General features: G+C 44.7%; 7 protein-coding genes. 2 read left to right on the top strand and 5 right to left on the bottom strand.

Annotated elements, in window-relative coordinates; genetic code table 11:
* Positions 1 to 220 (top strand): hypothetical protein (locus DFR44_RS11610; protein WP_211336945.1); only part of this gene is annotated, 220 nt, incomplete at its 5' end.
* On the opposite strand, the gene DFR44_RS10970 is transcribed toward DFR44_RS11610, so the two are convergent.
* Genes DFR44_RS10970 through DFR44_RS10950 form a run of 5 tightly spaced genes read right to left on the bottom strand, consistent with a single transcriptional unit; the run spans position 210 to position 5,397 of the window.
* Entirely contained in the window at positions 210 to 1,607 is a 1,398-nt protein-coding gene (locus DFR44_RS10970) for a hypothetical protein (RefSeq protein ID WP_133621611.1), read from the bottom strand. The genes DFR44_RS11610 and DFR44_RS10970 overlap by 11 nt on opposite strands.
* On the bottom strand, positions 1,604 to 2,356 hold the full coding sequence (locus DFR44_RS10965) for a hypothetical protein (protein WP_133621610.1): 753 nt from the start codon (positions 2,354 to 2,356) through the stop codon (positions 1,604 to 1,606). Before DFR44_RS10965 ends, DFR44_RS10970 begins: the two co-directional genes overlap by 4 nt.
* A gap of 2 nt (positions 2,357 to 2,358) precedes the next feature.
* A complete protein-coding gene (locus DFR44_RS10960; RefSeq protein ID WP_133621609.1) occupies positions 2,359 to 2,889 on the bottom strand; it encodes an STY4526/YPO1902 family pathogenicity island replication protein in 531 nt (176 codons plus the stop codon).
* Positions 2,879 to 4,471: a ParB N-terminal domain-containing protein gene (locus DFR44_RS10955; RefSeq protein ID WP_133621608.1), complete on the bottom strand. Its 1,593-nt coding sequence runs from the start codon at positions 4,469 to 4,471 to the stop codon at positions 2,879 to 2,881. Before DFR44_RS10955 ends, DFR44_RS10960 begins: the two co-directional genes overlap by 11 nt.
* A complete protein-coding gene (locus DFR44_RS10950) occupies positions 4,471 to 5,397 on the bottom strand; it encodes a ParA family protein (protein WP_133621607.1) in 927 nt (308 codons plus the stop codon). The genes DFR44_RS10955 and DFR44_RS10950 overlap by 1 nt, the downstream gene beginning before the upstream one ends.
* A gap of 184 nt (positions 5,398 to 5,581) precedes the next feature.
* Here DFR44_RS10950 and DFR44_RS10945 point away from each other — a divergent pair, with 184 nt between their 5' ends.
* Positions 5,582 to 5,887 (top strand): transposase, encoded by a 306-nt coding sequence (locus DFR44_RS10945; RefSeq protein WP_133619639.1) that lies wholly within the window; start codon positions 5,582 to 5,584, stop codon positions 5,885 to 5,887.
* Positions 5,888 to 5,911 lie beyond the last annotated feature (24 nt).

Raw genomic sequence — 5,911 nt, 5'->3', positions numbered from 1 at the left:
AAGGGGCTTTCCAAACATTGCTCCTCAAATTCTTGGAAAGGGGCTTTCCAAACATTGCTCCTCAAATTCTTGGAAAGGGGCTTTCCAAACATTGCCCTCAAATTCTTGGAAAGGGGCTTTCCAAACATTGCTCCTCAAATTCTTGGAAAGGGGCTTTCCAAACATTGCTCCTCAAATTCTTGGAAAGGGGCTTTCCAAACATCAGCACCTCAAACCCTAGCCTTGAACCTCAAACCTTTAAGCCTTGCCATCGCCGCTTGCTGAACTTCGATACTTGCTTTCACATTCGGTTCTTCGCGCTTTTGTTGCTCTGCTTGCTTTCTCACCGCTTCAAGTTCACGATTCTTTCTAACTCGGTGCGCACATTCAGGGATAAAAGCGTTTTCCTTCATCAAGTTCACAAGCATTCGAACGTAGCCCACTGGGTTGCTGATGTGCTTAGGCTTGCCAGCCACTTCGTCAAGCACCATCTGCTGCTCATCCACTTGAATCGGCTTGAGCACTTTGAACACCAACGCTCGAATATCCCCATCCCATTTGTCTGGCCAAACCAATCGATTTATTCCCTCATCAACCACCACAACATTTTTTTCGAGGGCAGGGGATTCTGTTTTGGTGAACTCCGCCGAACTGTTTTGTGGTTGTGGTTGTTTAGTCTTATTGTTATTTAGATTTATGTTATCTATATTCTTTACAATTTCGACTTCTGCCATAGCTGTATTTCGACTATCGCCATAGCTGTATTTCGACTTCTGCCGTAGCTGTATTTCGACTTTAGCCATAGCAGTATTTAGACTTTCGCCATAGCTTGAATCGCCCATATTTCCTGAAGCGTGGTTTTTTAGTCCTTGAAGCGTGGTTTTTTGGTTTTCCTGTAATTCACGCACTTTTCGAATGCAAATATCAATTCGAATGAAGTTGTAAATCTCGCGCGACAACACCAAATGTCTTTCTTCAATCAGTTGAGCCTTAATCAATAACTCACGCGCTTTGAATTGTTCGGCATAACTTAAGCCCGTTTCACGAGTCCAATCACTGATATGCTTGGTCACAAATCCCGAAATGTTTTGGCTACGGTTGGTCTCAAGACAACGAACCATGCAGGTCAACATTAACCCTGCATTCACGCTACCTGCAATACGAGCCAAACTAGGTCTATAGGGTAGGGGATTCGCTAAAAGCTGTTTAAATGCCCCTGACTTCATCCGAATGTCATCCAGCGTCAATACACGAGCAGGGCTAATGTTGAGAGTCTGAGCAATAATTGAACTCAAACCCTCCAAATTAACCTTGATCCACGGTTTAGCGGGCTTGCCCCGCATAGACACTTCAATCACGCGCAAGTCTTTTAACTGCTTGCGTGCAGTTTCTTGTTCGTATTGAGTCAGTCCTGTTTCTTCCTTGAGTTCGACCGACGTTTTAAAGAACCAGCCGTCATGACGCACCACATCAACACCGCAACCAGTCCAGTGAATGAGCTGTGAGAGCAATAAGGCTGATTTAACACTGCCAAGAACTGTCACCAGTGGTCTGTAAATGGCAATAGAATGCTCAAGGTTAAGCTGCTTGCTTAACCCTTTGAGCTGCTCAAATTGCTTGGTATTCATGCACCAAACCCTTGAGCCAATGGGTACAGAACGTCTTGTTTGGCTGAATTACGGTTGACGACGACAGGTTCTTCTAAAGTCACCAAGTCCAAATAATGATCGGTCATCTCGTTAAGCAACACGAGATTAACGCGATGACACCTTTCGGCAGGCATCCCAAACATACCGCTTTCGAGTAAATTAAGCGTCGAGAGGTTCTTTTTTACAAGGCGGATTTGGTTCTCTGTTAAGCCTGCCAAATCTTGCCAAAGCGTATAATCCGCTTTAAACCAGTCGGTATACTCATGGCCTTTCATAACAGCAGGATGCTGTTCGCGCAGGAATAGCGTCATCAAAATAGCGTGATTGATGTTGAACCCATGTGCACGAAACATCATGGCAAGTGTGCGATTGATTTCTATCGGGGTCATGATATTCATGAGTAAATGTCCCGATTTCGCAAATTTAGAATCGTCTATTGAATCTAAAATGTGACTTAAATCAATTTCGGCAAACTTTAAAATACCATTGGTATAGCTTCCGTCAACAAATGCTTTCATTCGCATCAATTGCATGATTGAGCTATTCACTTCATGTGTGGTCATCAGCACTTCGTTTTCAAGGTCTGCACGTTTGAAAGAGATGAATCCCTGAGCTTCTTTGTCGATTAAGTGCTGTAAAAGCAGGGCGCTTTTAGTTGAACCTAAAGCCCTACAAATAAGTGCGTTGTAGTGCATCGGCCCGAAGAAGTTTGTTGGTAATTGTTTCATTTTTAAATCTCCTCAAACTCAGTGACCGCGTGATAGATGCCTTGCAAGTCGTATTCACCGTTAAGTGCACCATGCACATATTTAAGCCGTTCGAACAGGCCTTCGTGTTTTGTCATTGCAACCCGCCATTCATTGAATATTTTGGCGTTTGCAGCTTCGTTCTTTATTGTTGGCTTTCGGTTAAAGCCAAATTTAGAACCGCGTATTGATGCGACTAAAGTCGATTCAAATAAGGCTGGAAATAGGTTAGTCAGCATTTTGTTGCTCGCACCGTTTTCTATTGCCCACACGAAGTTTTGTCGTTCCTGCTCCTGCAATTCGACTCGATTCATGACTACATTCGCTTTCTGCACATCAATGTGCAAGTCCAAACTCATTGACTCGCCCACGACTTTCATCAGTGAAGGCGTGGGGAGTTGTCTTAAGCGTGATATGGTTTGCTGGCTTGGTATATCGTCCATCTTCAAGTCGTCATTGACTAGGCTAAAAGCCGTCAATAAGACTAGGATTTCGTCGATTTTATTAGAGCTCATGACCGCCTTCTAATGTCCTATATGCTTCTAAAAAGCCTCTGAGCAAACGGATAAACTCATCGTCTTTGCTGTACATCAACCAGGACTGCACGATATTGGGGTCGCCCGTTCCAATAACGTGCTCAACGATGTGCCGCCATTCGCCGTTTGTTCTGTATAACTGCGCATTTTTGTACTCAGAGTCATCAGGGATGAGGTGCATGTAATTGTTTTGAAAGTCATGCTGGCCAGTCATTTCCAACAAGAACCAATACACATTGCGTGCGTTTTCATGGCACTGGTCGATTAGAAACGGCACGGCTGGACCCATGGGGTCTAATGTAATTTGAGGGACTTCCAGCCAAAACATGTATGGCATGTTGGCTTCAACTTGTAAGCAAGCCCCGAGATTGACGTGATCAAGCATTAGAGCTGCATATTGGAGAATTTGGAAACGACCCTCGTCGCGAGAATTGGGGACAACAGCCTGCTCCATCGTCGGCTTCGCCGCCGATTCCGCAGGCGAGGGCGAGGCGTGAGAAGCCGCCTCACCCTCAACCCCTTGTCGCACAAAACCTTGTTGATTGAACCCCGTCGCCTGCGTTGCAGGCGTGAATGCTTTGGCAGCATTCAAACCCCCATGAGATTGCCCCAAAGAATCATCATCGTCGTCGTTTGATGTGTGTTGCGACAGTTGTGTTGTTGGTTGGCCCTTTTTATGGATCTGAGCTTGCTCAGGCACTTTAGATGTGCGTGGCTTGGCGGGCCAGCGTTTGTAGAACCCGTGCTCGATGTGCGCAATCAGCTTTTTAATGTCTAAATCTGTTGCATCCTGTTGTTCTTCGGCGAAATCTTTTAAGCTATTGCTCCAAAAAACCTCAAATTCATCAGGGGTTGGTTGCTCCAACAATTCTGATTTTTGAAGGTCGTTGAACAACTTGCGTAAGTCAATGGTCTTGTAGGTCGATAGGTATTGACACAAGTGCTCCAAGAAACTTAATTTATTTACGGCGAACAAAAACTCGCCGATTTTTGCATGTGATACTGCTAAACCTCTTGTGATAAAAACGTCAGATATTGCTCTGTGAGTTTCACCTGTCAATGACAATGACTTCACTAAGTCAACATATCCACATGCTTTGTCCCAGAACGGCACGTCGTAATGTTGTTCGTTTTCGAGAATGTGCTTAACTAATAAGTCTGACTCATCCGCGTATTCTACGAATATTGAAGGAATGAACTTGTACTTATCATCCCCAGTTTCTTCATGCAGTTCTTTGAGGATTTGTAGGCGCGAATTACCGCCTGCGGCCACAATATAACGATCTGTTCCTGGCCGTTTGGTGATTTTGATGGGCTGTTGCACCAAAATTGCACGTATCGAATCCTTAAGTTCGCCCCATTCTTGTGGGTTTCGATGCTTACGTGGGTTATTATCATACGCATCGATGTCATAAATGGACATCTGCATAATTGCATTGTTTTCGTATTTTTTAGGCGCACTTGACATCGGGAAACTTGGACTGGTCAAGTTATTGGCAGGTTTTTCGCCTGTGCCTGTGTTGGTCATTATGATGCGCTTTGGAATCTTGACTCCTCCCATTACACCACCTCCGCATTTTGAGCAGTGGAGGGTAGGGCTTCTTCAAGTTGCAAACCATTAGAGTCAGCAATTGCTTGGAGTTGTTCATCAGTTAAATTACCGAAGCAAGTCCCGTATTGGTGTAGCAAATTCGGGAAAAGCTCCCATACGAAACGGTGCATTGTTGCGTATGCAGATTCTTGTTTGCCTGGATGCACAAGCTCATGGCAGTGGACTGGACTACGGGCAGTTGCGGCTTCAGGATAGGCCTTGGCACTGCGAATGGCCGTTTTCATCATCGAAACGCGGCCGCCCAATTCAGTGAATGAAGCATTCACATCCTTTGCAATCTCACGCGCGTTTTTGGTCGAGTCTAATTTGCAAATGAATGCTTTCATCGTGGGCGCGGCCCAACCCATGACTTTGCCTTGGTCAAATCGTTCGAGTAAGACTTTTGTGCCCGCCAAAAACTCTTTGGCACTGAGCACGTCGGGCGAAACGGGCGATAACAAAATGTCGGACGCAAATGCGGCCGCGTCTTGTAGACGACCCAAAGCTCCTTGGGTATCAATCAGGATGAAGTCAAAGTTTTCTTGGATGAACGGATTGTTTATGGCGTTCTTGATGCGCAATGGCGCATCGACGCGGTCGTTTAAAACAAATTGAACGTTTTTACCCGCGTCATCATTTGATAAGACTATCGACAGATTTGGTATTGTCGTTTGTGAAATGTGCTCAGGTCGTAAAACACCATCATGAATCATTTCGACCAAGCCGCCTTGAGCGACGTAGGTCAATTCATAATATTTTGATAAGCTTGATTGAATATCTGCGTCTATCAATAAGACACGAAAACCTAGGTCGGCTAGTACTGCTCCAATGTTTGCAGTGTTAGTTGTTTTGCCAACACCGCCTTTTGATGATAATATTGAGAGGACGAAATACATTTTGGGACTCCAAAAAATATCTGTCTCACAATAGTCTAATACCCCCAAATAACACGCAATTTAACATAATATAATTTATAAGAATCCATGGTGTAGCGGCTAAATAGAATTTAACATCGCCTGCATCAAGTTGATCTGCCCTCGAATTGACGGACACCTTTTAACGTAAAAAGAGAGGTGTCAAATGCAACGCAATCGTTACGATGACTCATTCAAAGCTGAGGCAGTGAGTTTAGCATTATCAGGAGAGCTGAGTTACGCGGAATTGGCTCGAGATTTGGGTATAAACTACGGTACATTAACGAACTGGATTTATGAAACCATGAAGAATCCTAAAGCTGCCTCAACCAAAGGCCAAAGCCCAAGTCGCCAAGACTATCAAACATTAGAGCGTCAACTCAAAGCCGCTCATAAAGAGCTTGATTTGCGCAAGCGGGAGATTGAATTCCTAAAAAAGGCAAGCGCGTACTTTGCGAGCCTGAAACCGTAAAGTACGCAATGATTGGTCAGGACG

The organism is Hydromonas duriensis, from assembly GCF_004363775.1.
Classification (GTDB): Bacteria; Pseudomonadota; Gammaproteobacteria; order Burkholderiales; family Burkholderiaceae; genus Hydromonas; species Hydromonas duriensis.
The sequence above is the reverse complement of the archived record's forward strand: the minus strand, read 5'-3'. Positions and strand labels throughout refer to the sequence as shown.